At 69.9% G+C, this 23,521-nt stretch carries 22 protein-coding genes; 12 read left to right on the top strand and 10 right to left on the bottom strand.

The window, feature by feature from the left end:
• The 3 genes from ABD987_RS26625 to ABD987_RS26615 form a co-directional block, all read right to left on the bottom strand.
• Positions 1-411, bottom strand: coding sequence for a hypothetical protein (locus tag ABD987_RS26625; RefSeq protein ID WP_345399316.1), 411 nt, complete (start codon positions 409-411; stop codon positions 1-3).
• Between the two features lie 101 nt (positions 412-512).
• Positions 513-1,268, bottom strand: a complete 756-nt coding sequence (locus ABD987_RS26620) for a hypothetical protein (protein ID WP_345399313.1) — start codon at positions 1,266-1,268, stop codon at positions 513-515.
• Positions 1,269-1,338: 70 nt separating this feature from the next.
• A complete protein-coding gene (locus tag ABD987_RS26615) occupies positions 1,339-2,115 on the bottom strand; it encodes a TetR/AcrR family transcriptional regulator (protein WP_345399310.1) in 777 nt (258 codons plus the stop codon).
• Positions 2,116-2,187: 72 nt separating this feature from the next.
• Between ABD987_RS26615 and ABD987_RS26610 the strand changes: the two genes are divergently transcribed.
• From ABD987_RS26610 to ABD987_RS26600, 3 genes are all read left to right on the top strand, one after another.
• Complete coding sequence (locus tag ABD987_RS26610) at positions 2,188-4,452, top strand: ATP-binding cassette domain-containing protein (RefSeq protein WP_345399307.1); 2,265 nt, start codon at positions 2,188-2,190, stop codon at positions 4,450-4,452.
• 257 nt (positions 4,453-4,709) lie between these two features.
• Positions 4,710-5,270, top strand: coding sequence for a snapalysin family zinc-dependent metalloprotease (locus ABD987_RS26605; protein WP_345399305.1), 561 nt, complete (start codon positions 4,710-4,712; stop codon positions 5,268-5,270).
• Between the two features lie 117 nt (positions 5,271-5,387).
• A complete protein-coding gene (locus tag ABD987_RS26600) occupies positions 5,388-6,428 on the top strand; it encodes an AAA family ATPase (protein ID WP_345399303.1) in 1,041 nt (346 codons plus the stop codon).
• A gap of 9 nt (positions 6,429-6,437) precedes the next feature.
• Here ABD987_RS26600 and ABD987_RS26595 read toward each other — a convergent pair whose 3' ends face one another.
• Entirely contained in the window at positions 6,438-6,875 is a 438-nt protein-coding gene (locus tag ABD987_RS26595; protein WP_345399300.1) for a nuclear transport factor 2 family protein, read from the bottom strand.
• A 612-nt stretch (positions 6,876-7,487) separates the two neighbouring features.
• Here ABD987_RS26595 and ABD987_RS26590 point away from each other — a divergent pair.
• Complete coding sequence (locus tag ABD987_RS26590) at positions 7,488-8,744, top strand: HNH endonuclease signature motif containing protein (RefSeq protein ID WP_345399297.1); 1,257 nt, start codon at positions 7,488-7,490, stop codon at positions 8,742-8,744.
• A gap of 275 nt (positions 8,745-9,019) precedes the next feature.
• Here ABD987_RS26590 and ABD987_RS26585 read toward each other — a convergent pair whose 3' ends face one another.
• Entirely contained in the window at positions 9,020-9,424 is a 405-nt protein-coding gene (locus ABD987_RS26585) for a helix-turn-helix domain-containing protein (RefSeq protein ID WP_345399294.1), read from the bottom strand.
• A 185-nt stretch (positions 9,425-9,609) separates the two neighbouring features.
• Here ABD987_RS26585 and ABD987_RS26580 point away from each other — a divergent pair, with 185 nt between their 5' ends.
• The 3 genes from ABD987_RS26580 to erm all read left to right on the top strand — a co-directional run bounded on the left by ABD987_RS26580 (position 9,610) and on the right by erm (position 12,040).
• A complete protein-coding gene (locus tag ABD987_RS26580; RefSeq protein WP_345399291.1) occupies positions 9,610-10,266 on the top strand; it encodes a PH domain-containing protein in 657 nt (218 codons plus the stop codon).
• 57 nt (positions 10,267-10,323) lie between these two features.
• Complete coding sequence (locus ABD987_RS26575) at positions 10,324-11,100, top strand: phosphotransferase family protein (protein ID WP_345399288.1); 777 nt, start codon at positions 10,324-10,326, stop codon at positions 11,098-11,100.
• A gap of 181 nt (positions 11,101-11,281) precedes the next feature.
• Positions 11,282-12,040 (top strand): 23S ribosomal RNA methyltransferase Erm, encoded by a 759-nt coding sequence (erm, locus tag ABD987_RS26570; protein ID WP_345399285.1) that lies wholly within the window; start codon positions 11,282-11,284, stop codon positions 12,038-12,040.
• Here the strand turns inward: erm and ABD987_RS26565 are convergent.
• Complete coding sequence (locus tag ABD987_RS26565) at positions 12,030-13,055, bottom strand: LacI family DNA-binding transcriptional regulator (protein WP_345399282.1); 1,026 nt, start codon at positions 13,053-13,055, stop codon at positions 12,030-12,032. The two genes, erm and ABD987_RS26565, sit on opposite strands and share 11 nt — an antisense overlap.
• Positions 13,056-13,207: 152 nt before the next feature.
• Between ABD987_RS26565 and ABD987_RS26560 the strand changes: the two genes are divergently transcribed.
• Genes ABD987_RS26560 through ABD987_RS26540 form a run of 5 tightly spaced genes read left to right on the top strand, consistent with a single transcriptional unit; the run spans position 13,208 to position 20,293 of the window.
• Positions 13,208-14,284: an ABC transporter substrate-binding protein gene (locus ABD987_RS26560; protein WP_345399279.1), complete on the top strand. Its 1,077-nt coding sequence runs from the start codon at positions 13,208-13,210 to the stop codon at positions 14,282-14,284.
• Complete coding sequence (locus ABD987_RS26555; RefSeq protein ID WP_345399276.1) at positions 14,284-15,810, top strand: sugar ABC transporter ATP-binding protein; 1,527 nt, start codon at positions 14,284-14,286, stop codon at positions 15,808-15,810. The genes ABD987_RS26560 and ABD987_RS26555 overlap by 1 nt, the downstream gene beginning before the upstream one ends.
• Complete coding sequence (locus ABD987_RS26550) at positions 15,803-16,753, top strand: ABC transporter permease (RefSeq protein ID WP_345399273.1); 951 nt, start codon at positions 15,803-15,805, stop codon at positions 16,751-16,753. The genes ABD987_RS26555 and ABD987_RS26550 overlap by 8 nt, the downstream gene beginning before the upstream one ends.
• Positions 16,750-17,754 (top strand): ABC transporter permease, encoded by a 1,005-nt coding sequence (locus ABD987_RS26545; protein ID WP_345399270.1) that lies wholly within the window; start codon positions 16,750-16,752, stop codon positions 17,752-17,754. Before ABD987_RS26550 ends, ABD987_RS26545 begins: the two co-directional genes overlap by 4 nt.
• 31 nt (positions 17,755-17,785) lie before the next feature.
• Positions 17,786-20,293, top strand: a complete 2,508-nt coding sequence (locus ABD987_RS26540) for a LamG-like jellyroll fold domain-containing protein (RefSeq protein WP_345399267.1) — start codon at positions 17,786-17,788, stop codon at positions 20,291-20,293.
• 64 nt (positions 20,294-20,357) lie between these two features.
• Here the strand turns inward: ABD987_RS26540 and ABD987_RS26535 are convergent, their stop codons facing one another.
• From ABD987_RS26535 to ABD987_RS26520, 4 genes are read right to left on the bottom strand one after another with little or no spacing between them, the layout of a single operon-like run.
• Positions 20,358-21,062, bottom strand: a complete 705-nt coding sequence (locus ABD987_RS26535) for a class I SAM-dependent methyltransferase (RefSeq protein ID WP_345399264.1) — start codon at positions 21,060-21,062, stop codon at positions 20,358-20,360.
• A gap of 25 nt (positions 21,063-21,087) precedes the next feature.
• Positions 21,088-21,894, bottom strand: coding sequence for a response regulator transcription factor (locus tag ABD987_RS26530; RefSeq protein WP_345399261.1), 807 nt, complete (start codon positions 21,892-21,894; stop codon positions 21,088-21,090).
• Positions 21,891-23,057: a sensor histidine kinase gene (locus tag ABD987_RS26525; protein WP_345399258.1), complete on the bottom strand. Its 1,167-nt coding sequence runs from the start codon at positions 23,055-23,057 to the stop codon at positions 21,891-21,893. Before ABD987_RS26525 ends, ABD987_RS26530 begins: the two co-directional genes overlap by 4 nt.
• Positions 23,054-23,467, bottom strand: a complete 414-nt coding sequence (locus tag ABD987_RS26520) for a PGPGW domain-containing protein (RefSeq protein WP_345399255.1) — start codon at positions 23,465-23,467, stop codon at positions 23,054-23,056. Before ABD987_RS26520 ends, ABD987_RS26525 begins: the two co-directional genes overlap by 4 nt.
• Positions 23,468-23,521: the final 54 nt, after the last annotated feature.

The following is a 23,521-nucleotide window of genomic DNA, read 5'->3' as shown; positions in this document are numbered from 1 at the left end:
CTAGTCGCCGGGACATTCGTTGCCGCCGCCGCTGCGCTCCACGCAGTACGGCGTCGGCGGCGGAAAGTGCTCGACCCTGCCGCGCTGCGACTGTGCCCAGCAGTACAGGACGATCACGGCGCTGATCGCGAACCCGATCCCGAAGAACCAGCCGAACCCCCGCGACCGTTTCCATGCCGCCAGAATCGCCCCCGCCAGCGGCAGGGCCGGCCCCGCCACCGCCGCCCAGACCAGCAGCGCGTGCTGGGTCGCGGCCCGCTCCGGAGGTATCGGGCCCCAGAAGGTCATGAAGCTGAGGAGCGCGGCCCTGACCAGCAGGAACGGGACACCGATCAGCCAAACGCACAGGACGGTCCCGATCGCCACCGAAATCCAGTCGATCCGCTTGGCCGGTGCGACGCGTTCCCCCATCGGACCAGTATGGCCGCATCGGCCGCGAACCGTCCTCATCGCCGAGCGGTGATCGTGGCCGCCACCGCCGGAACGCCGCCACTGAGTCCTTTGTGGACTCCTCACCAGCTGAGCGGCTTCGGCGCCACGGGTCCGGCGAGCCGGTCCCGCAGTACCCGGATTCCCAGCGGGACGAGGACGAGCGCCAGGAGCCCGGTGAAGACGAGGTCGGGCACCACGGCCTCCTTGAGCACGCCCACCCAGATCGTGACGCTCGCCAGGAAGACCAGCGTCCGCCCGGTGCCGAACACCCCGGACCGCCAGAGCGCGAGGCCGAGCAGCAGCCCACCCACGTACTGGCCGAACGACGCGGTGACCGGGACGCGCCAAGGACCGTAGGCGATGTCGGCGTAGCCCGCCATGATCGACCGGACGGTGTCGTCCAGACCGTTTTCCGCGATGAGCCGGAAGCCGGTCTGGTCGGCTCCGGCGAAGTAGGCGCGGGCGAACAACCCGAAGACGAACAGCGTGCCGCCCCACGCGGCGAGCTTCGGGCACCGGCTCGCGGCGAGGTGGGCGAGTGTGACGGCCGCCGGGAAAAGCAGGATCGCGCCGAGCACGAACAGGGCGTCGCCCGCGGTCACCAGCGCCGGGTCGCGGACATACGACGTCAGCCGCGCGGGTGCCGCGAACGGCAGCTCCGCGAAGGCGTCGAGTTCGGCATCGGTGAACTGTCCGCCGTGCAAACCCAGGTAGCGCAGCAGGAATCCGGCGAACCAGATCGGCGGGGCGAGGATCAGCGCGCCGCCGCCCACGTACCGGCCGGGGAACCAGGTGCCGGGCGCCTCGCGCGGCAGGGTGCTGAGTCGTTCGAGCATGCCGTCCAGCGTCGCCGGTCCTCCCGGCCGCGCGCAGTGCCCGATCGTCGGGTGCCGTCCCCGTCTTTCGTCACCCGGTGATCGCGGCCTCGACGCCGTCGAACAGGACCTGGATCCCCGCCTCGAAGGTCAGCCGCGCCTCACGCTCCAGATACGGCGTGTGGTCGTCCGGGTCGGGCTCCATACCGCCCAGCTTCGTCACCATCGGGAACCGCTCGGCCAGATCCGGGGCGAGGTCGGTGAGCATCCCGGACCGCGTGTACCACCACTCCTCCTCGGAGACGTCGCTCTCCCGCGCCGCGAGCCGGGCTTCCACCGCGATCTGCGCCGACCCGCGCACGAGGCTGAACAGCGAGCCGAGCACCCAGCGGATCCGGTGCGGCGGGAGGCCGGTCGCGAACAGGATCCGCAGCACCGTCTCCTGCACCGCGAACTCGCCCGGTCCGAGCACCGGCCGGGCGGAGGAGATCTGCAACTGCCACGGGTGCCGCAGGTAGAACGCCCACAGATCCTCGGCGAACGCGGTCGCGGCGGCACGCCAGCCCGCACCGAGGTCGTATTCGCGAGCCACCTCGGCCAGCGCGCGGTCGACCATGAGGTCGAGCAGTTCGGCCTTGCTCGGCACGTAGGTGTAGAGCGCCATCGCCGTCCGCCCGAGCCGTTCGCCGACCGCGCGCATCGACAGCGCCGCCATCCCGTCGGCGTCCGCGATCACGATGGCCGCGTCCACGATCTCGTCCACGCTGAGCGCCGGCTTCGGCCCGCTCTTGACCTGCGGAGACACGCCTTCGCGCCACAGCAGGGACATGGACCGGCGGGCGTCGCCCTGCCCGGCGAAGACAACCACCTTGCAACTCCTTACAGCATAAAGTAACGTGGCCCGGCCAACTCCTTACAGCATAAATTATCAGGGGGATTCATGCCGGGGCTCGACGCTGCCGACAGTCACGACGTCATCGAGGTCCGCGGGGCCAGGGAGAACAACCTGACCGGGATCTCGCTCGACATCCCGAAGCGCAGGCTGACCGTGTTCACCGGGGTGTCCGGCTCCGGGAAGTCCTCGCTGGTGTTCGGCACCATCGCCGCCGAATCGCAGCGCATGATCAACGAGACCTACACCGCGTTCCTCCAGTCGTTCATGCCGCGCATCGGCCGTCCCGAGGTCGACGCGCTGCGCAACCTGAGCGCGGCGATCGTGGTCGACCAGGAACGCATGGGCGCGAACGCGCGCTCGACGGTCGGTACCGCGACCGACGCGCACACGATGCTCCGGATCGCCTTCAGCAGGCTCGGCACCCCGTACGCCGGCACCTCGGGCGCGTTCAGCTTCAACCTCGCCGAGGGCATGTGCCCGGACTGCGAGGGCATCGGCCGGGTGTCCGATCTGGACGTCGACGAACTGGTCGACGTCGAACTCTCGCTGCGCGAGGGCGCGATCAAGGTGCCCGGTTTCACGCCGGACAGCTGGTACGTGCAGATCTACCTCCAGTGCGGGTTCTTCGACCCGGACACGAAGCTCAAGGACTTCAGCCAGGACCAGTGGGACGACCTGCTGTACAAGGAGAACTGCAAGGTCAAGGTCGGGACCAGCAACCTCACCTACGAGGGCCTCGCGGTGAAGGTCAAGCGCCTCTACCTGAGCAAGGACAGGGACTCGCTCCAGTCGCACCTGCGCGCGTTCATGGATCAGGCCGCGACGGTGTCGACCTGCCGGTCCTGCGGCGGCGCGCGGCTCAACCCCGCCGCGCTGGCGTCGAAGGTGGGCGGGAAGAACATCGCCGAGTGCTCGGCCATGCAGATCAGTGACCTGGCCGAGTTCCTGCGCGGTCTCGACGAACCGTCGGCGGCGCCGCTGCTGGAGGGCCTGCTGGAGACCCTGGACTCGCTGACCGGGATCGGGCTCGGCTACCTCAGCCTCGACCGCGAGTCCGGCACGCTGTCCGGCGGCGAGGCGCAGCGCGTGAAGATGGTGCGGCACCTGGGATCCAGCCTCACCGACATCACCTACGTCTTCGACGAACCGACCGTCGGACTGCACCCGCACGACATCGAGCGGATGAACAACCTGCTGATCCGCCTGCGGGACAAGGGAAACACCGTCCTGGTGGTGGAGCACAAGCCGGAGACGATCGCCATCGCCGACCACGTCGTCGACCTCGGGCCCGGCGCGGGCTCGGCGGGCGGCGAGCTGTGCTACGCCGGGGACGTCGCGGGGCTGCGGGCCTCGGGCACGCTCACCGGCCGCCACCTCGACCACCGGGCGAAGCTGCGGGACGTCTTCCGCGAGCCCACCGGGCGGATCTCCATCACCGGCGCGTCACTGCACAACCTCCGGGACGTCAGCGTGGACATCCCGCTCGGTGTGCTGACCGTGGTCACCGGGGTCGCCGGTTCGGGCAAGAGCTCGCTGATCCACGGCTCGCTGGCGAAGCGCGAGGGCGTCGTGGTGGTCGACCAGTCGGCGATCCGCGGGTCGCGGCGCAGCAACCCGGCGACCTACACCGGGCTGCTCGATCACGTCCGCGCCGCGTTCGCCAAGGCCAACGGCGTCAAGGCGGCGCTGTTCAGCGCGAACTCCGAGGGCGCGTGCCCGAAGTGCAAGGGCCTCGGCCTGGTCTACACCGACCTCGCGATGATGGCTGGCGTCACCAGCACCTGCGAAGAATGCGAAGGCAAGCGCTTCACGCCCGCGGTGCTGGAGCACAAGCTGCGTGGCAAGGACATCAGCGAGGTGCTCGCCATGTCGGTGGCCGAGGCCCGCGAGTTCTTCGGGACCGGCGGCGCCAGGACGGTGCTCGACCGGCTGGGCGACGTGGGGCTGGGCTACCTGAGTCTCGGCCAGCCGCTGACGACGTTGTCCGGTGGCGAACGGCAACGGCTGAAGCTCGCGATCCGGATGGCGGAGAAGGGATCGACCTACATCCTCGACGAGCCGACGACCGGGCTGCACCTCGCCGACGTCGACCAGTTGCTCGGACTGCTCGACCGGCTGGTGGACAACGGGAACACGGTGGTCGTCATCGAGCACCACCAGGCCGTGATGGCGCACGCCGACTGGATCGTCGACCTCGGCCCCGGCGCCGGGCACGACGGCGGCCGCGTCGTGTTCACCGGCACCCCGGCCGAGCTGGTGAAGAACGCCGACACCCTGACCGCCCAGCATCTCCGCACCTATCTGGGGTAGGTCCGTGGGGGCCTCCTTGAGGGATCTGGAGTCCCTCAAGGAGGCCCCCACGGACCGAGCAAGCCGGGGTAGCACCCGGCGACAGGCGCGGGATTGTCGTATGCGCACCCGTTGATGTCAATACTCCTGGGTAATTGGTAAATCACCAATCATCCACGCAGTACGAAAGTCGGGTCACAGCACGCGAAACGCTCTCTACATTCACTCCAGCGCGCGCGAAACCCGGCAAATTTCCCTGTACGGCGAGGAGTTGTCTGATGTCGAGGAAGTTTCTGCTGTCCGGTGCCGCCGCGCTGGCCGTGGTGGCCGCCCCGCTGACCGCGGGTACCGCGCTCGCCGCGCCCGCGGCGGCACCGGCCGTCACCACGGTGTACTACGACACCTCGGGCGCGCCCACCTTCCGCGATGTCATCCGTGCCGGCGCGGCGAACTGGAACCGCGCGGTCTCCAACGTGCAGTTGCAGGAGCGGGCGTCGGGCGCGACGCTGCGCTACCAGGAGGGCAACGACCCGCAGGGCTCGTACGCCGAGACCGACGGCCACGGCAGCGGCCGGATCTTCATCGACTACACCCAGGCGAAGCAGTACGACCAGGTCCGCATCGCCGCGCACGAGACCGGGCACGCCCTCGGCCTGCCCGACCACTACCAGGGACCGTGCACGGAGCTGATGTCCGGTGGCGGCCCCGGCCCGTCCTGCCACAACGCGAACCCGAACTCGCAGGAGGCGTCGCGTGTGCAGTCCCTGTGGGCCAACGGTTTCCGCAGCGCGGGCGTCCCGACGCGGATCTACGAGCAGATGCCGGTACTGAGCCACTAGCGCTCGTCCCCTGACCGAAGGGGACTTTCCTCGCCGCGGCGGGCGGGGGAAGTCCCCTTCGACCTTGTGGCCGGCGGATCCGCCGAGACTGTCGGTGGTGGCGGCTAGCTTGGCGGCGTGCTCACCACCCTGGCCGTCGAGAACTACCGGTCCCTGCGCGATCTCGTGCTGCCCCTGTCCCGGCTGACGCTGGTCACCGGCGCGAACGGCAGCGGGAAGTCGAGCCTGTACCGGGCGTTGCGGCTGCTCGCCGACGCCTCGCGGGGCGGCGCCTTCGCCGGTGACGAGTTCGGCTACGCGCTCGACTTCGGCCTGCCCGTTCCGGCGGAGACCGCGTTCGGTCTCGATCCGGAGTTCAAACGGGAATGTGTGTGGAGCGGCCCGGTGCTGCGGCCGGCCAGGCTGCTCGCCGATCGCGCGGGGCCGGTGGTGCGCACGCGCGAGGCCGGGGGTTCCTGGTCCGAGGACAAGCACGAGATCCGGCTGACTGACAGCATGCTCAGCGAGTTCGCCGATCCCCGGCGCGCGCCCGAACTGCTGATGGTCCGCGAACGGATCCGCTCATGGCGTTTCTACGACCACTTCCGCACCGACGCGGCGGCGCCCGCGCGGGTTCCCCGGATCGGCACCCGCACCCCCGTCCTCGGCCACGAGGGCGGTGACCTCGCCGCCGCGCTCCAGACGATCCGCGAATCCGGCGACGACGAGGCGCTGCGCGGCGCGATCGAGCACGCCTTTCCCGGCTCCACACTGGAGATCGGCGACGTCGAGGGCCGGTTCGCCCTGCGCTTCCGGCAGCACGGGCTCCTGCGTCCGCTGGACGCGGCGGAACTGTCCGACGGCACGCTGCGCTACCTGCTGTGGGTGGCCGCGCTGCTCACCCCGCGGCCACCGGAGCTGCTGGTGCTCAACGAACCCGAAACGAGCCTGCATCCGGATCTGCTGCCCGCGCTCGCCGCGCTCATCGCGAAGGCGGCGAAAACGGCCCAGCTGATCGTCGTCTCCCACGCACGGCCACTGATCCACGAGCTGGAGTCGGTGTCGGCCGGGCTGGGAATAGAAGCGACCACCCTCGCGCTCGAGAAGGAGTTCGGGCAGACAGTCCTCAGTGGACAGGGCCCCCTGGACCGTCCGTCGTGGCACTGGCCGAAACGCTGAGCGCCGCGGTCAGTGCGGCGCGCAGGCCGCCGCGATCGCGGCGGTGTCCCAGTAGAACGGGCACACCTCGGCGATCCGGCCGTCCTCGACGGTGATCGTCTGCAGGATGGGGAAGTCCAGCTCGCGGCCGGTTCCCCTGGCCCGTGCCCGCACCCTGGTCAGTACGACGAGCGGGTTGTCGCGGCTCAGGAAGGACTGCTCGACCATGTCGAAGGATTCCCACGTCGCGCTCATGGCGAGGAAGAACCGTTCCAGGCCGGCGTGGCCACGCCAATCTCCCCCGTAGGGCAGGGATTCCGCCTGGCGCAACACCACATCCGGGGAGAAGAAGGGAGCGAGCGGCGCGAAGGAGGCGGTGCCGGGCCCGCCCGCGGCGAGATATTCGGCCTCCGCCGCGTACATCCCCTTGAGCACGGCTTCGGCGTCCGTTGTCGATGCGGTCGTCATGCCGGTCATCGTGACCGATCCCCGACGGATCTTCCGGCGGAAATCGGTCCTGGACCACAGCGACGGTCGGCGAGTTCCCGGCGCCGGTCAAACGAGACATGTCCCCAGCTGCTATTCCCAGGGCCACCTGTTCGGCTCCGGACAGGACCATGTGCCAGGACCTGGCCCGTGTGGCCTGCTTCCGCCCAGGCAGCCTCCGCTTTACCCAGGAGAGCCGACGCCTTCGATCGCGCTCGCTCCGCTGACATCCACCACTTCGTATGCCGTTTCCGGCAGGTGGAGGTTCGGTGTTGGTACTCGCGCAGACGTATCGGCGGGCGGCGGGCTTGCCTGGTTTACCTCCGGGTGCGGCGAGGGAGGCAACGACCAATTACCCCGAGTTTGCCCTCCAGCCGACGCTTCAGCCCAGCCACCTCACACCGCAACCGCGCGATCTCCCCCTCGAGCACCCGCAAGCTCCATCGCCTGCGCTACCAACTCGTCTCGGGAAAGGCGAACACCTTTCCCACAACGAGATCATCCACAAGCCCCATCACCGCATCCAGGCCCCTGACCAGTTATTCACTCATTCGTGTCGAACGTATGTGCGAGTGTCTGCGGCAGGATGGAGGCGTGTCCAGGAACCTGTCCCCCCAGGAACCGCCACCACTGTGGCGGTTGTCCGGTCGCGAACTCGCCGATGAGGTGCGTGTGCGACTGGAAGCCTTGTGGCGCCTGGACGCCGAACTCGGCCAGCTACTGGTGGAGGTTGATTCTCGCGGGGTGTCCGAGCTGTACGGCTACGGATCCACCGCGGCATGGTTCGCACACATGGGACGGATGTCGCGCGGTGAAGCCAAGAAGCATCTTGATCGTGCGCGTGGGGTGAATCCTGGTCGTCACGTCGACGGTACCGAAACACCCGCCGCCGCGCCAGCAACCGGAGCAGCCGCACTCGCCGGAGAGATCGGACCACACCACACCAACCGGGTTCTCCTTTTCCTGAAGAAGATCCCAGTAGGTGTGTCCGAAGAGGACAGAAACAACGCGGAGAAGATCCTGGTGGAGCTGGCACGTCAGGCGACACCACACGAGGTCGACAAAGCCGCCGACGAGATCCTGGCCCGGATGGACCAGGACGGAAAGGAACCGAAGGACCCAGACCCCTCCGAACGCAAACCCGAACTGCGGATGCGGCAACGGAAGGACGGCTGGTTCGATATCGACGGCCAGCTCGATCCCATCACCGGGACTCGGCTGAGCACGATCCTCGACCCACTGGCAACTCCTCGGCCTGCAGGGGAGGACAAGTGGCCGGACCTACGGACCACGTCCCAGCGGTACGGGGAAGCGTTCGGTGAAGCGATCGCGATGCTGGCCAATGTCCCGGACATGCCCGGCGGCGACCGCGCCCACCTGGTGGTCACCGTCGGCCTGAATGACCTCAAGACCAAGCTGGGGACGGCATGTCTGGACATGGTCTCCCAACTCACCGCCACCGAGACACGGATGCTGGCCTGCGACTGCCAGATCATTCCGGCGGTACTCGGATCGAAAGGTGAACCACTCGACCTGGGCAGAGCCAAGCGTTTGGTCACCCCGGCACTACGCAAAGCACTGATCATCCGGGACCGAGGATGCGCTTTTCCCGGCTGCCACCGAAAGCCGAGACACTGCGACGCCCACCACGTGATCGAGTGGGCACACGGCGGACACACAGTCCTCCGCAACCTCGTACTGCTCTGCACCGCCCACCACCGACTACTGCACAGCTCACCATGGACAGTCCACATCGCCGAAGACGGGATACCCACCTTCATCCCGCCCGACTACGTGGATCCCTTACGCAGAGCCAGACGCAACAACCTCAACCAACCCGTCGCCGCGTGAGGTCGCCAGCCAACCCACCGGGCGCTCGCAAGAGGTCAAACCCGGAAGACCACTTCCGACCAGGGTCCTGTTTGGACAGAGAGGAGGTACCCATGATGTCGAGCACGGCCGGTCCGAGCGCGGGCGGCCGAGAATCCGCACGCCGAGGATCGCCGGATCCTCGCCCTGCCGCTGCCCGGCGACGACGCCCGCGCAGGGCATCAGGCGATGCCGGGTTCGGGAAGCGAAGGCAGAGCGGTCGATCCGGAACGTCAACTGCGGCGATCGCACGGGTGTCACCCTGGCGGCCGCCGAGTCCGGTGCGCGGCAGGGATCCGGTCGGCCGCGAGCCCCCGGAAGTGCGGGCACGTCATCAGGTCGTCGTGCGGGCACGGGCCGCCTTCGAACAGGTCGAGCGCGGCCTGTGCCCTGGCGATCCGCGCCCGCAGCCGCTCCCGGTGACGGTCCACAATCTCGCGGCGGGCCGGTGCGGGCTGCACGGCCAGCATCGCCCGGATGTCCGCGAGCGCGAAGCCCGCTTCCTTCGAGATCAGGATCGCCGCCACCCGGTCCAGGCCCGCGTCGGTGTAGCGCCGGCGGTTGCCGTCGCGGGCCGGTGTCAACGGTCCTTCCGCCTCCCAGTGGCGCAGCACGTGCGCCGACAGCCCGAACCGGGCCGCCGCCTCACCGATTGACTTCATGTCGACATTAGGTCGCACACTGACGGCGATGTCCACATTGGTTACCCCCCCTCGGCGACGGCTCGGTCACCGGCTACCGCGCCGACAAGCTCCTGCACGGCCTCGCCGAACCCGGACAGGCCGTCCGCGAGGCCCGCCGGATACTGGCCCGCCGCGGCAGGCTCGTCCACGCCCGCGCAGATCGGATGCCCCAGCCACGGGTCGCCCGCCGATACCGGAATCTCTTGCTGGACAACGGTTTCACCGACGTGACCGTCGAGGTGCGTATCGGCGGGGAGGGGTCCCGGACCACCGAGGCCAGACTTTCCCGGGTGAGCCCGCAACCTCCGAACACCGATCTGGGCGCGGTACGGGGAAGGTATCCCACCGACAACCGGCGTCGCGGCTGGGCCGCGGTGATCCTGCTCGCCGCCGGCCTCCCGTTCACCGCGTTCGCCGTGGCGTTCTGGGTGTTTCTCGACCACGTCAGCGGGAAACTCCCGTCCACCGGCGCCGACCCGCTGTGGTTGCCGAGCGTCGCCGTGGGGCTCGGCCTCGGAATGCTGCTGATGGGCGGCTGGTGGGGCGTCCACTCCTTCACCCACCGCGGTGAGTTCTTCGAGCTCCACGACAACGGCCTGCGGCACTCGCGCGGCGGTCGCACGCGGAGCGTCCCCTGGGCGCAGGTGCGGCGCGTGACCACCGGCAGCGGCCGGAACACCGCGCTGACCCGGTGGGCGGGTGGCACCTTCACCTGTACCCTCCACCTCGCCGACGGGAAGAAGCTCACCTTCACCGCCCTCACCGAGGACGCCGTGCACCTCGCCCGGCAGATCCGGACCGCGGTCGAGCGGAATCCCTAGACGCGAAACGAAAATATCCAGGCGCCGCGTCCGGCGAGATGATCTACGCTCGCGGCCGTGGACTTCTCGGGTGGCTGGGACAGCGCGGCGACACTCGTCGACGGCCGGTGGGTGGAGCGGCGGCCGCGCCGTCCCGAAGTGGCCGGGCAACTGCGTACCGAGGTCCGGCTGATGCCGTGGCTCGCACCCCGCCTGCCACTCCCCGTGCCGGTGCCGCACCTCGTCTCCGACGAGCCACTGGTCATCCGGCACGAACTCGTCCCGGGGGAACCGCTGGAACGGCCGGACGCCGAGGCGGGGCGCCGGCTCGGTCTCTTCCTTCGCGCGCTCCACGACTGCCCGGTGGACGAGGCGATCCGGCACGGGCTCCCGACGGCCCGAGAAGCCGCGGTACAGCACCTGGCGACGCTCGACCGGTTCCACGCCGAGGTCGTCCCGATGCTGCCCGCCGGGCTCCGGCCCGCCGCCGTCTCACTGCTCGACGCGATGCGGAATCCGCCGGGTGACACCGTGGTACACGGCGATCTCGGGCCGGAGCACGTACTCGGTGACGAAGGCGGAATCACCGGGGTGATCGACTTCGGTGACACCCACGCGGGGGACGCGGCGATCGATCTGGCCTGGACGACATACGGCACGCCGAAGGAGTTCGCCACCGCGCTGACTGCCGCCTACGGCATCACCGACGCGCTCCGCGAGCGCGCGTCGCGCTGGCATCGGCTCGGGCCATGGCACGAGGTCACCCACGGCCTGGACACCGAAGACCCGGACACCGTGCGGGACGGCCTCGACGGCGTCGTAACGAGGCTGACCGATATTCGGTTGTCCGGTTGATCACCGCCGTCCTACAGTGCGGCCCATGGGTGCTTGTTACGCAATTTTCTTCATGAGGCTTCGTCACGCCTAGCGGCGGGCTGACCTCCTCACGCGCCAGCTCCGCCGCGCAGCGGTCCGTGACCGGTGCGGCCTCCGACGCCGCCCGGTTCTCCATCGAACCCTCGCGGAGCACTCATCCATGCCTTCCCCCTACCCGGGCGGAGCCCACGAACTCGGCCAGAACTTCCTCGTCGATCACGCCGTGATCACCGAAATCGGCAGGCTCGTCGCCCATACCCGGGGCCCGATCGTCGAAATCGGGCCCGGCGACGGTGCCGTCACCCGGTCGATCGGCCGGACCGGCCGGGACATCACCGCGGTCGAGGTCGATCCCCGGCTCGCGCGACGGCTCAGCCGCCGGGCACCCGCGCACGTCACGGTCGTCAACGAAGACGTCCTGAAATACCGCTTTCCCCGTGAACCACACGTGATCGTGGGGAACCTGCCCTTCCACCTCACCACCGGGATCCTCCGGCGAATCCTCACCACCGGGCACTGGCACACCGCGATCCTGCTGGTGCAGTGGGAGGTCGCGCGGCGGCGCGCCGGGATCGGCGGTGCGAGCATGCTGACGGCGAGCTGGTGGCCGTGGTACGAGTTCGCGCTGCACAGCCGGGTCCCGGCCCGCGCGTTCCGGCCGAAACCCTCGGTCGACGGCGGCCTGCTCACCATGACCCGCCGCGCCGAACCGCTGGTGACCGATCGCGCGGGCTACCAGCGGTTCGTCAAGGACGTCTTCACCGGAAAGGGGAACGGGATCCCGGAAATACTGCGGAAATCAGGATATCTCGACAACCGGGTACAGCGGTGGCTGCGTGAGCAGCGCGTGACACCGCGGACGTTGCCGAAGGACCTCGACGCCGCCGGCTGGGCGGCGCTGTGGCGGCTCACGTCCTGACGATGTCGCGGTCGTAGCCGGTCGTGCTTTCCCTTACCTCCAGCGAAAACGGGGTTTGCACGTCCTGCGGCGCGGCCGCGGCCTCGCCGGAGATCCGCCGGTGGATCAGTTCCACGGCGGCTTCGGCGAGCGCGGTCTTGTCCGGGGAGATCGTGGTCAGCGAGGGCAGGCTGAACGAGCCCTCCTCGTTGTTGTCGAAGCCGGCGATCGCGATGTCCTCGGGCACGCGCAGGCCCTGTTCGGCCGCGACGCGGAGCGCGCCGACGGCGAGCAGGTCGTTGAAGCAGAACACCGCGTCCGGCCGTTCGGGCAGCGCGAGCAACTGCTTCATCGCCGACGCGCCGGAGGTGCGGTGGTACTTTTCGACCGGCGCGACCAGCGAGTCCTCATAGGACAGTCCGGCCTCGGCCAGCGCCGTGCGGTAGCCCGCCAGGCGCAGCTCGCTGGTCCCCCGCCGCGAGTTCGCGCCGATGGCGGCGATCCGGCGGCGGCCGAGCCCGGCGAGGTGCAGGACCGCGGTGCGCGCGGCCAGCACGTTGTCTATCGCGACGTGGTCGATGTCCACCTCGACGGCGTGTTCTCCCAGCAGTACCAGCGGAATGCCGCCCACCGAGTCCGGGAAGTCCGCGGACTCCAGCGCCTCGGGGTGCACCAGCGCGCCGTCGACCAGGTGCGGGCCGAGCGAGGCCAGCGTCGCCCGCTCCCGGTCGCGGGTGCCCTGGGTCTGTTCGATCAGGACGCTCCAGCCGCGCCGCTGCGCGGCGGTGATCACCAGGCCGGCCAGCTCACCGAAGTACGGGATGCTCAGCTCGGGCACCATCAGCGCGAGAAAACCGGTCCGGCCGCGGCGCAGGTTGCGGGCGCCGACGTTCGGCCGGTAGCCGGTCGCGGCGAGCGCCTCCTCGACCCGTCGCCGGTTTTCCGGCTTCACGAACGCGTAGCCGTTCACCACGTTCGACACCGTCTTCACCGAAACCCCGGCGAGCGTGGCGACATCCTTGAGCGTCACGGCCACGGACAGACCCCTCTCGAACGGCTGACACGCATTGTCTCGTCGATATGCCCATTTACAACGTTGTTCCAACGATGTAAAAAGTACCTCATGCGGCTGGGGTGAGCTGAGTCACCCTGGCGAGCGTCGTCGCCGTCGCGTCCGGAGGAGTCGTCGTGCCCCCTTCCCGCACCGCCCTGATCCTGGTGGCCACCGGTGCCACCGCCACGCTCGCGCTGAGCGCGTGCACGAGCCGCGAGGCGGGCCCCTCGGCGGCGTCGAGCAACGCCGGCCCCGCCGCGTCGGCGGCGTCGAGCGCGCCCGGCGGCCCCGGCTGTTCCCGCACGCAGACGGGGTATCCGCAGCTCGACCCGAAGACCGCGATCGTCGGGTTCTCCCAGTCGGAGAAGGAGGCGAACCCGTTCCGGATCGCCGAGACACAGTCCATCCGGGACGAGGCCGCCAAACTCGGCATCCCGGCCGACAAGCTCCTGGTGACCAACGCGCAGAGCGACCTCAACAAGCAGATCAGTGACATCAAGTCGCTGCTCGATCGCGGTGCCCAGCTGCTCGTCGTCGCGCCGCTCAACTCCGACGGCCTGCAGCCCGCCTTCGACGCCGCGAAGGCCAAGAAGGTCCCGGTGGTCACGATCGACCGCAAGGTGAACTCCACGCCGTGCACCGACTACCTGACCTTCATCGGCTCGAACTTCGTCGAACAGGGCAAACGCGCCGCCGACGAGCTCGTGCGGGTCACCGGCGGCAAGGGCAAGGTCGCGATCCTGCTCGGCTCCTCGGGCAACAACGTCACCACCGACCGCACGCAGGGGTTCAAGGACCAGCTCGCCAAGAGCTCCGGACTGTCCATTGTGGCCGAGCAGACCGGCGAGTTCGACCGCTCCAAGGGCCAGACGGTGACCGAGCAGCTCGTCCAGAGCCACCCCGACATCACCGCGGTCTACGCGGAGAACGACGAGATGGGCATCGGCGCGGTGAACGCGCTGAAGACCGCGGGCCGCAACCCCGGCAAGGACGTCAAGGTGGTGTCGGTCGACGGTACCCGCAACGCCGTCCAGCTGATCGCCGACGGCAGCTACAACGCGGTCATCGAGTCGAACCCACGTTTCGGCAAGCTCGTCTTCGACACGCTCAAGCAGTTCGCCGACGGGCAGTCGATCCCGGCGACCGTGGTGATCCAGGACGACCAGTACGACGAGACCAACGCCGCCCAGAAGGTCGGGAACGCGTACTGATGGCCGAGCCCGTCCTCGAGGTGCGCGAGGTCTCGAAGCACTTTCCCGGGACGACCGCGCTGGACCACGTTTCGTTCGCGGTCCGGCCGGGTGAGGTGCACGCGCTGGTCGGCGAGAACGGCGCGGGGAAGTCGACGCTCATCAAGGTGCTGACCGGCGTGTACCAGCCCGACGGCGGGCAGCTGCGGCACCTCGGCGAGCCGGTCGTGTTCAGGCGGCCGATCGAGGCGCAGCGGGCGGGCATCTCCACGATCTACCAGGAGGTCAACCTCGTCCCGCTGATGAGCATCGCCGGGAACGTCTTCCTCGGCCGGGAGCCACACTCCAAGGGGGGCCTGGTCGACTGGCGCCGGATCCACGCCGAAGCGGCGGAACTGCTGGCGGGCTACGGGATCCACACCGACGTCCGGAGGCCGCTGGCGAGCCTCGGCGTCGGCGCGCAGCAGATGGTGGCGCTGGCCCGCGCGGTCTCCACCGACGCCCGCGTGGTCATCATGGACGAGCCGACGTCCTCTTTGGAGCCTCGCGAGGTGGAGACGCTCTTCGAGGTCCTCAACGGACTCCACGAGCGCGGTATCGCCGTGGTGTACGTCAGTCACCGGATGGACGAGCTGTACCGGGTCTGCGACCGGGTGACCGTCCTGCGGGACGGCCGGAACGTCCACAGTGGACCATTGGCCGATCTGCCCAGGATCGAGCTGGTGTCGATGATGCTCGGCCGGGAGATCCGCGACATCCGCGAGCACGGCGTCACGAGTTTCGGCGAGGATCACCACACCGAGGCGGAACCGTTGCTGCGCGCGGAAAACCTGAGCAGCAAGCACGCCATCGACGACGTCTCGGTAGCCATCCGGCCCGGCGAGGTCGTCGGGCTCGCCGGGCTGCTGGGGTCCGGGCGCAGCGAAACGGCGCGGGCCATCGTCGGCGCGCTCCCGCTGGACGGTGGCACGGTGTGGCTGGGCGGGCGCAGGGTGCCGCCGGGCAACGTCGCCGCCGCGGTCCGCGCGGGGATCAGCCTGCTGGCCGAGGACCGCAAGACCGACGGGATCATCCCGAGCCTGTCCGTCCGCGAGAACATCGTGCTCGCGGCGCTGCCGCGGCTCTCCCCGTTCGGCCTGGTCAGCCGCGCGAAACAGGACCGCGTGGTGGACGTCTTCATGAAACGCCTGCGTATCAAGGCCTCCAGCCCCGACCAGAAGGTGGCCGAGCTGTCCGGCGGCAACCAGCAGAAGGTGCTGCTCGCCCGCTGGCTGTGCACGCAGCCGAAGGTGCTGCTGCTCGACGAGCCGACCCGCGGTATCGACGTCGGCGCCAAGGCCGAGGTGCAGGCCCTCATCGACGAGCTGGCCGGCGAAGGGCTCGGGGTGCTGCTGATCTCGTCCGAAATGGACGAACTGATCGACGGCGCCGACCGGGTGATCGTGTTGCGGGACGGGGCCGTCGCGGGCGAGCTCTCCGGCGGGAACGTCACCGAGGAGGCCGTGCTCGCCGCGATCGCCGCCGCCGGGGAGGACGCCGATGACTAGCGTGACCGTCGATCGTGCGCGGGTCGCCGCCTGGCTGCAGAACTACGGCGTCTACCTGGCCGTGGTGGTCCTGCTGCTGTTCAACCTCGCGTTCACCGAGAACTTCCTGTCACTGGCCAACTTCCGGACCCAGCTGGTGCAGGCAGCGCCGGTGTGCGTCGTGGCGCTCGGGATGGCGCTGGTGATCGGCACCGAGGGCATCGACCTGTCGGTCGGTTCGGTGATGTCGGTCGCGGCCGCGCTCGTCCCGCTCTACCTCGGGTACGGCCCGGCCGCGGCGGTCGGCGTCGCACTCGCCGCCGGGCTCGTCGCCGGGCTGTTCAGCGGATTCCTGGTGGCACGGCTGGGGATCCAGCCGATCATCGCGACGCTGGCGTTGCTCGTCGGCGGGCGCGGGCTGGCGCTGGTGATCGCGCACGGCCAGCTCGTCCAGCTGCGCGCCCCTGCCTTCCTGGCGCTGGGCACCGGCGACGTCGCGGGCATCCCGGTCATGGTGCTGGTCGCGGCCATGCTCGCCGCGTGCACGGGCCTGCTGGTGCGGCGGACGGCGTTCGGGCGGCGGCTGGTGGCCGTCGGCGGGAACCGCACCGCCAGTACGCTCGCCGGGCTGCCGGTGAAACGCGTGCTGGTCGGGGTGTACGCGATCAGCGGTGTGCTCGCCGCCATCGCGGGTGTGCTCGCCACCGCCCGGCTCGGTGCCAGCGACCCGGCGGACGTCGGGCTGCTGATGGAGCTGTCCGCGATCACCGCCGTCGTGGTCGGCGGGACCCCGCTGACCGGCGGAAAGGTCCGCGTCCTCGGCACGGTCATGGGCGCGCTGCTGATGCAGCTCGTGCACGCCACGCTCATCAAGCACGATCTGCCGGACTCGGCCGCGCAGATGGTGCAGGCCGCGATCATCGTGGTCGCGGTGTACGTCGCGCGGGAACGGAGTCGCCGATGACCGCCACGACTTCGCCGCCCACCAACAGCGATCCCGGCACGCCCGCGACGACGCGGGGCGCGCTGCTGGCCGGTCTCGCGCAGCGGCAGGGCGCGGCGGTGGTCCTGGTGCTCGGGGTCGTCGTCGCGTGGTTTTCCTTCCCCCGCTTCGGTTCCGCGGACAACCTGCGCGATCTCGCGCTGCAGAGCTCGTTCCTCGCGGTGATCGCGCTCGGCATGACGTTCGTGATCATCTCGGGCGGGATCGACCTGTCGGTCGGCTCGGTGTACGCGCTGGGCGGCGTCCTCGCCGCGTACGGCTCGCAGTGGGGTGTGCTCGGCGCGCTCGTGCTGCCGCTCGCGGTGTGCTCGCTGATCGGGCTGATCAACGGCGTGCTCATCGCCCGCACCGGGATGGCGCCGTTCATCGTGACGCTGGCCTCGCTGCTGTTCGCGCGCGGCCTGCTGCTCGCGATCACCACCGAGGGCTCGACGACCTACCAGATCCGGCCGGACTCCGCGTTCCTCCAGTTGGGACGCGGGACGATCTTCGGCATCGGCGTGCCGGTCTACGTCACGTTGATCCTGTTCGCGCTCGGCGGTGTCCTGTTGCGACGGACGCGGTTCGGCCAGTCGGTGTTCGCGATCGGCGGCGCGGAGAACTCGGCGCTGCTGATGGGACTGCCGGTCGCCCGTACCAAGATCTCGGTGTACACGCTGAGCGGGCTGCTCGCCGGGTTCGCCGGTGCGATGACCGCGGCGTACCTCCAGTCCGGGGTCACGGTGCTCGGCGTCGGCACCGAGCTCGACGCGATCGCGGTGGTCGTCATCGGCGGCACGCTGCTCACCGGCGGCGCGGGCACGATCATCGGCACGCTCGTCGGTGTGCTGCTGCGCACGGTGATCCAGAACGTGATCAACCAGATCGGGACGCTCGACTCCAACTACCAGTCCGTGGTCAGCGGGGCCTTCCTGCTGGTCGTCGTGGTGATCCAGCGGCTGCTCGCCCGCGCCCGCCGGTGATCCTGTTTCGGGATAAGGAGTGTGTACGCCGATGTATCGACAACTCCGCACTCGCCTGGCCGTACTGGGGGCCGCGCTCGCCGTAGTCGTCACCGGCCTCGGCACCGTACCGGCCGCTTCGGCGGCGGCACCACCAGGCTGGAAACGGCTGACGCCGCCGCTGACCACGCCGTGGACCAAGGACGTCTCCCCCTCGAACGCGCTGCCGGAGTACCCGCGCCCGCAGCTGACCCGCGACAGATGGCAGAACCTCAACGGCGTCTGGGAGTTCGCGAAGGCCACGCCGGGTGAGGCGCCGCCGGTCGGGAAGAGCCTCGCCGAACGCGTCCTCGTCCCCTACCCGGTGGAATCGGCGCTGTCCGGGATCATGCGCCACGAAACGCAGATGTGGTACCGGCGCGCGTTTTCGGTGCCGAAGGACTGGCGGGTCGGGCACGCCGGCCAGCGGCTGCTGCTGCACTTCCAGGCGGTGGACTGGGACGCGACGGTCCTGGTCAACGGCAAACAGGTGACCTGGCACACCGGCGGGTACGACTCGTTCTCCGTGGACGTCACCGACGCGCTGACCCCGGAACGCGACCAGGAACTCGTCGTCGGCGTCGCCGATCCGAACGACCAGGGCGGCCAGCCGATCGGCAAACAGCGCAAACCGGGTGACGGGATCTTCTACACGCCGTCGTCCGGGATCTGGCAGACGGTGTGGATGGAACCGGTGGCGTCCGCGCGGATCGACCGGCTCGACCTGACCCCGGACCTGCCCGGCAGCTCCCTGACGCTCACCGCGCGCGTCGGCGGCCCGGTGCGGCAGCGGGTCGAGGCGCTGGCCTACGACGGCGGCAAGGTCGTCGGCCGGGTCGTCGGCGAGGCGAACAGACCACTGAAGCTGCCGGTGCCGAACGCACATCTGTGGTCCCCGGACGATCCACACCTCTACGACCTCAAGGTGCGGCTGCTCGGGCAGAACGGCGACGAGGTCGGCTCGTACTTCGGCATGCGGTCGATCGCACTCGGCAAGACCGACGACGGCAAGACGCGGATGCTGCTCAACGGCAAGGCGGTGACCCAGCTCGGCCCGCTCGACCAGGGTTTCTGGCCGGACGGGATCTACACCGCGCCGACCGACGCGGCGCTGAAGTTCGACCTGCAGACCGAAAAGGCGCTCGGGTTCAACATGGTGCGCAAGCACATCAAGGTCGAACCGGACCGCTGGTACTACCACGCCGACAAGCTCGGGCTGCTGGTGTGGCAGGACATGCCCGCGATGAAGGACGACATCGAGCCGACGCCGGCCTCACGCGTCACCTTCGAGTCCGAGATGCACCGGATGGTCGACCAGCACCGCAGCTTCCCGTCGATCGTCATGTGGGTGCCGTTCAACGAGGGCTGGGGCGACTACGAGGTCGGCCGGATCGCCGACACCGTCAAGTCCTGGGATCCCTCCCGGCTCGTCAACGCCGAGTCCGGCGTCAACTGCTGCCGGTCCGAACCGGACAGTGGGAAGGGCGACGTCTACGACGACCACACCTACACCGGGCCGGGCACCCCGGTACCCGATCCGAAACGGGCCACTGTGGACGGTGAGTACGGCGGGCTCGGGCTGAAGGTGGCCGGGCACGAGTTCGATCCGAACGGCAGCTTCGCCTACGAGATGGAACCGGACAGCGCGACGCTGACCCGGCGCTACGGCGAACTCCAGCAACGCCTGATCGTCGCCAAGCAACGATGCGGCGTCTCGGCGGGGGTCTACACCCAGACCACCGACGTCGAGAAGGAGGTCAACGGCTTCTACACCTACGACCGGCAAGTGGCCAAAATGGACTTCTCGGCGGCGCGCACGGCGAACCTCGCGGTGATCAACGCGCCACTCGGCGGCGCCGCCCCACCGCTCCCGCCGGGCAAGGCCGGGCTGGAGGGCATCGACGCCTATCCGTTCGACGAGAACTCCGGGACGGTCGCGAAGGACGTCGTCGGCAAGCACGACGCGACACTGCGGGGCGGCGCGGGCTGGACGGCCGGGCACTCCGGCTCGGCACTGGCGGTCAACGGCAACGGGCAGTCCGCCGATCCCGGAGTGTCCCTTGTGGACACAGCGGGGAACTACAGCGTCTCGGCGTGGGTGAAGTTCAACGCGGCGGGCGACGGCACGGTCGGCGGCGCCTTCCAGACCGTGGTGAGCCAGGACGCCGGTGATCACAGTGCCTTCTACCTGCAGTACTCCGGGCAGGACCGGAGGCTGTCGTTCAGCACGCTCGGCACCCGCGCGCTGGCGCCGACGTCGCCGGAACCCGGCCGCTGGTACCACCTGGTCGGCGTCCGGGACGCGGGCAGCGGGCAGCTGAAGCTGTATGTGGACGGTCAGCCGGTGGCGTCGAAGGGCGTCTGCCTCGGCGAGTCGTCCGGCGGCACCGCGGCGATCGGACGCGGCCGGTACGGCGGCAACCCGGTCGACTTCGTCAACGGCGCGATCGACCAGGTGCGGTTCTTCGACCGGGCGTTGTCCGACGCCGACGTCGCGGCCCTGTACAAGAGCGGGAGCTGAGACAAGGTCTCTGAAGGCCACCTTGAGGGACTCCGAGTCCCTCAAGGTGGCCTTCAGAGCCGGGTCACCCCTTGATGAAGTACAGCATCGGGTTGTCGGTCCCGGTGTGCACCGGCTCGGTGAGTCCCAGCTCGGCGCGCACCTCCGTCAGCCGCCGATACACCTCGCGGGCGTGGGCCGGGGCCGCGGTGAAGTACTCGATGTCGTGCTCCTTCAGCCAGCGCAGCACCTCGACACCCTCGGTGAACGGGAGCGGACGACGCCGGTGGAACACGTCGTGCACGCTCACCGGGATCCCGGACGGCACCGCGGGCAGCAGGTTCGCCAGGTACCAGCGGGCGAACGACGCGGTGTGCGCGGCGTCGATGAACAGGTAGTCCGTCTTCGCCGCCCAGTCGTCGTCCCGGCGGCGCACGTCGCCGTGGTGGAAGTCCCAGCGGTCCCCGGCCAGCTCGCGCGGGACCGCGCGGACGGCGTTGTCGATCAGGTCGTAACTGGCCAGGCGCCCGGTCCCGTTGTCCCGCAGTGCCTGCAGGATCCAGGTGGTCGACCAGCCGTGGAAGGTGCCGACCTCGGTGACCAGCTCGGGGCGGAAGTGCCGGATCAGCAGGTAGGTCAGCTCGGCCTCGACGTCGTCCAGTTTGGCCTTCATCGCGGGCACGCCGAGGATCGACCGCTGTGCCACGCGAACGTTCTTCAGGTCCGCCGCGTGGGCGCGGTACAGCTCGCGGACGAACTCGACGTCGAGGGATTCCAGTACGGGACGCATGGCCCCCAAGCTAGGGATCCCGGCCTCAGCGGTCGTCACTCCGCGGATGGCTCTTCGCGGTCACTCCCGGGAGTGACACGTCGTTCCCCGGACTGACGAGCCCGCTCTCGTAGGCCACCGCGACCGCCTGTGCCCTGTCCCGCAGCCCGAGCTTGCCCAGCAGCCTGCTGACATGCGTCTTCACCGTGTGCTCGGTGACCGTCAGCGCCGCCGCTATCTCCACATTGGACAGTCCACGCGCGACGAGCACGAGCACCTCGGACTCCCGCGCGGTGAGCTCGGCCAGCCGCTTTCCCCCGGCCGCGACCGGGCGCGCGGCGAACTCGGCGATCAGCCTGCGGGTCACCGACGGCGCGAGCAGCGCGTCACCCGCGGCGACGACACGGACACCCTCGACCACCTGGTCCGCGGTGCTGTCCTTGAGCAGGAAACCGCTCGCCCCGGCACGGAGCGCCTCGTAAACGTAGGCGTCGAGGTCGAACGTGGTCAGGATCAGCACCCGGGTGTCCGGGGTCTCGCGCAGGAGCCGCCTGGTCGCGGTCACCCCGTCCTGCCGCGGCATCCGGATGTCCATCAGCACCACGTCGGGCCGCAGCTCGACGGCGAGCCGCTCGGCGAGGACCCCGTCCTCGGCCTGCCCGACGACCTCGAAGTCCGGTTGCGCGGCCAGCAGCGCGGCGAACCCCTCGCGCACCACCGCGTGGTCGTCGGCCACGAGTACCCGCAGTGTTTTGCGGGACACACCCTCGGGTGCGGGTGTCCCGCATGAACTCTGCCGGTCGGCCGCCACGAGCGGCTCCGCCATTGTGGCTCGTGCCTGCCTCCGTGTCATGCCCGCCCATCCCTGTTCACCGGCAGCTCGGCCCGCACCAGCCAGCCCTCGCCGGTCCCGCCCGCGGTGCAGCGGCCTCCGACCGCCGCGGCGCGTTCCCGCATCCCGAGCACGCCGTGTCCCTTCCCCGTTCCGGCGCCGTGTGCCACCGGGTTGTACACCCGCAGGCGAACCAGGTCCGGCTCGGCGCTCACCCCGACCTCGACCGGCGCGCCCGGCGCGTGCCGCACGGCGTTGCTCAGCGCCTCCTGCAGGATCCGGTACGCGGCGAGGCCGGTCGTCTCCGGGGGTGTGGTGTCCCCTTCGCGGCGATGACGGACCTCGACACCCCGCTCGCGGGCGTCGGCCACCAGCTCGTCCAGCTCCGCCCAGCCCGGCTGCGGCGCGAACACGGGCTCGTCGCCGTCCCCGCGCAGCGCGCCGAGCAGCACCCGCATCTCGGCCAGCGCCGCCCGCGCGTCGGTGGCGATCCCGGCGAGCACCGCGCGGTTGTCGTCGGGCAGCTCGGCCAGCCGGTACGGCGAGGTCTCGGCGGTGACCGCGATCATCGACATCCGGTGCGCGACGACGTCGTGCATCTCCCGCGCGATCCGCGCGCGTTCCTCCAGCACCGCGAGCCGGGCCGCCTCGACCTCGGCCAACCGCTCCCGGTCGGCGAGCTCGCGCTGTCCGCGGGCCCGCGAGTGGATGAGCACCGCGGTCACCAGTGGCACCGACCACACCACGTAGGCGAGGAACGGCGAGGACTCGTTCATCGCCGACGGGACGGCGGTCAGGATCAGGCCGACGGCGACGACGACCGAGCTGGCCCACGCCAGCCACGCCGTGCGCGGCCGGACCCGCGCGGCCACCACCACGACCGTGAGCAGCAGCAGGACCTGTTGCGGCAGCGGCCACGGCATGCCGTCGGCAGGCCCCCACGGGTGGGCCAGCACCGCCAGCACCCAGCCGGCGAGGGTGAGCGCCCACGCGGTGAGCGGCGCGCGGACGATGACGAACAGCGGCGCGGCGAACACCACCGTGTAGAGGATCTGGAGCGGGACGGGCACGGCCCCACTCACGGCGAGGCTGCGCCAGGTCGTCACCACGACGACGGCGGCGACCAGCCAGACCAGGAGTTCCAGCGCGGTCGCCGAGCGCAGCGACCCCCGCAGTGCCTTCACGACTCCGACGCTACCCCGTGGCCCTCGGATTCCCGCCGCACCCGCACGCGCCGGTAGCTCCAGCCCAGCAGGACGAACAGGATGATCCCGGACAGGATCAGGCTCGCCCCGACGCTCCAGCCGTGCACCGGCAACCACGGCAGGAGTCCCCACGCGACACCCGCGCCGAGGAGCGCCAGCCCGGCGAGCACCGAACCGGCGATGCGCAGGGGGCTGGACACGCTGTCCTCGGCCGCCTTCATCGCCCGGGTGCGCACCGGCTCGATGTACCGCTTCAGCGCGGGGAACTCGGTGGCCAGCGTGAGCAGCCCGGCCAGCACGAGCAACAGGCCCGGCCCCGGCAGCACGAGCAGCACCACCCCGACCACGACCAGGACGGTGCCGACGATCGCCACCAGTATCCGTTTCACCCGATCACCTGCCCATCGCCGATCACGATAACAGTTATCCGCCCAACTATCTTG

The sequence above is a fragment of the Amycolatopsis samaneae genome (genome assembly GCF_039541975.1).
Taxonomy (GTDB): Bacteria; Actinomycetota; Actinomycetes; order Mycobacteriales; family Pseudonocardiaceae; genus Amycolatopsis; species Amycolatopsis samaneae.
This window is presented reverse-complemented; position numbering and strand designations above follow the sequence as displayed.